The following is a 1088-nucleotide window of genomic DNA, read 5'->3' on the forward strand; positions in this document are numbered from 1 at the left end:
TTTGAACGTACAAAACCGCACGTTAACGTTGGTACTATCGGCCACGTTGACCACGGTAAAACTACCCTGACTGCTGCTATCACTACTGTATTGGCTAAAACCTACGGTGGTAATGCTCGTGCATTCGATCAAATTGATAACGCACCAGAAGAAAAAGCACGTGGTATCACCATTTCTACTTCTCACGTAGAATACGATACCCCAAGCCGCCACTATGCGCACGTTGACTGCCCAGGCCACGCCGACTATGTGAAAAACATGATCACCGGTGCGGCTCAGATGGACGGCGCAATCTTGGTAGTTGCCGCGACTGACGGTCCAATGCCACAGACGCGTGAGCACATTCTGTTAGGTCGTCAGGTAGGCGTTCCTTACATCATCGTGTTCCTGAACAAATGTGACATGGTAGACGACGAAGAGCTGCTGGAACTGGTTGAGATGGAAGTACGTGAGCTGCTGTCTCAGTACGATTTCCCAGGCGATGACACGCCAGTTATCCGTGGTTCTGCTCTGAAAGCGCTGGAAGGTGATGCAGAGTGGGAAGCGAAGATCATTGAACTGGCCGATGCCCTGGACAGCTACATTCCAGAACCAGAGCGTGCAATCGACCAGCCATTCCTGTTGCCAATCGAAGATGTATTCTCTATTTCAGGCCGGGGTACCGTGGTAACTGGTCGTGTAGAGCGCGGTATCGTTAAAGTGGGTGAAGAAGTTGAAATCGTGGGTATCAAAGACACGACTAAAACTACTTGTACTGGCGTAGAAATGTTCCGCAAACTGCTGGACGAAGGCCGTGCAGGTGAGAACGTCGGTGTTCTGCTGCGTGGTACCAAGCGTGACGAAATCGAACGTGGTCAGGTACTGGCAAAACCAGGTTCAATCAAGCCACACACCACTTTCGAATCAGAAGTTTATATTCTGAGCAAAGACGAAGGTGGCCGTCATACGCCATTCTTCAAAGGCTACCGTCCACAGTTCTACTTCCGTACAACTGACGTGACCGGTACCATTGAACTGCCAGAAGGCGTGGAAATGGTGATGCCAGGTGATAACATTCAGATGAAAGTTACCCTGATTGCCCCAATCGC

1 protein-coding gene is annotated in these 1088 nt (G+C 50.4%); it reads left to right on the plus strand.

What is annotated here, in order from left to right:
- A partial coding sequence (gene tuf, locus CKY02_RS23090) for an elongation factor Tu (RefSeq protein ID WP_112897014.1) occupies window positions 1-1088 on the plus strand: 1088 nt, incomplete at both ends.

The organism is Photorhabdus bodei (assembly GCF_003287735.1).
Lineage (GTDB): Bacteria > Pseudomonadota > Gammaproteobacteria > Enterobacterales > Enterobacteriaceae > Photorhabdus > Photorhabdus kayaii.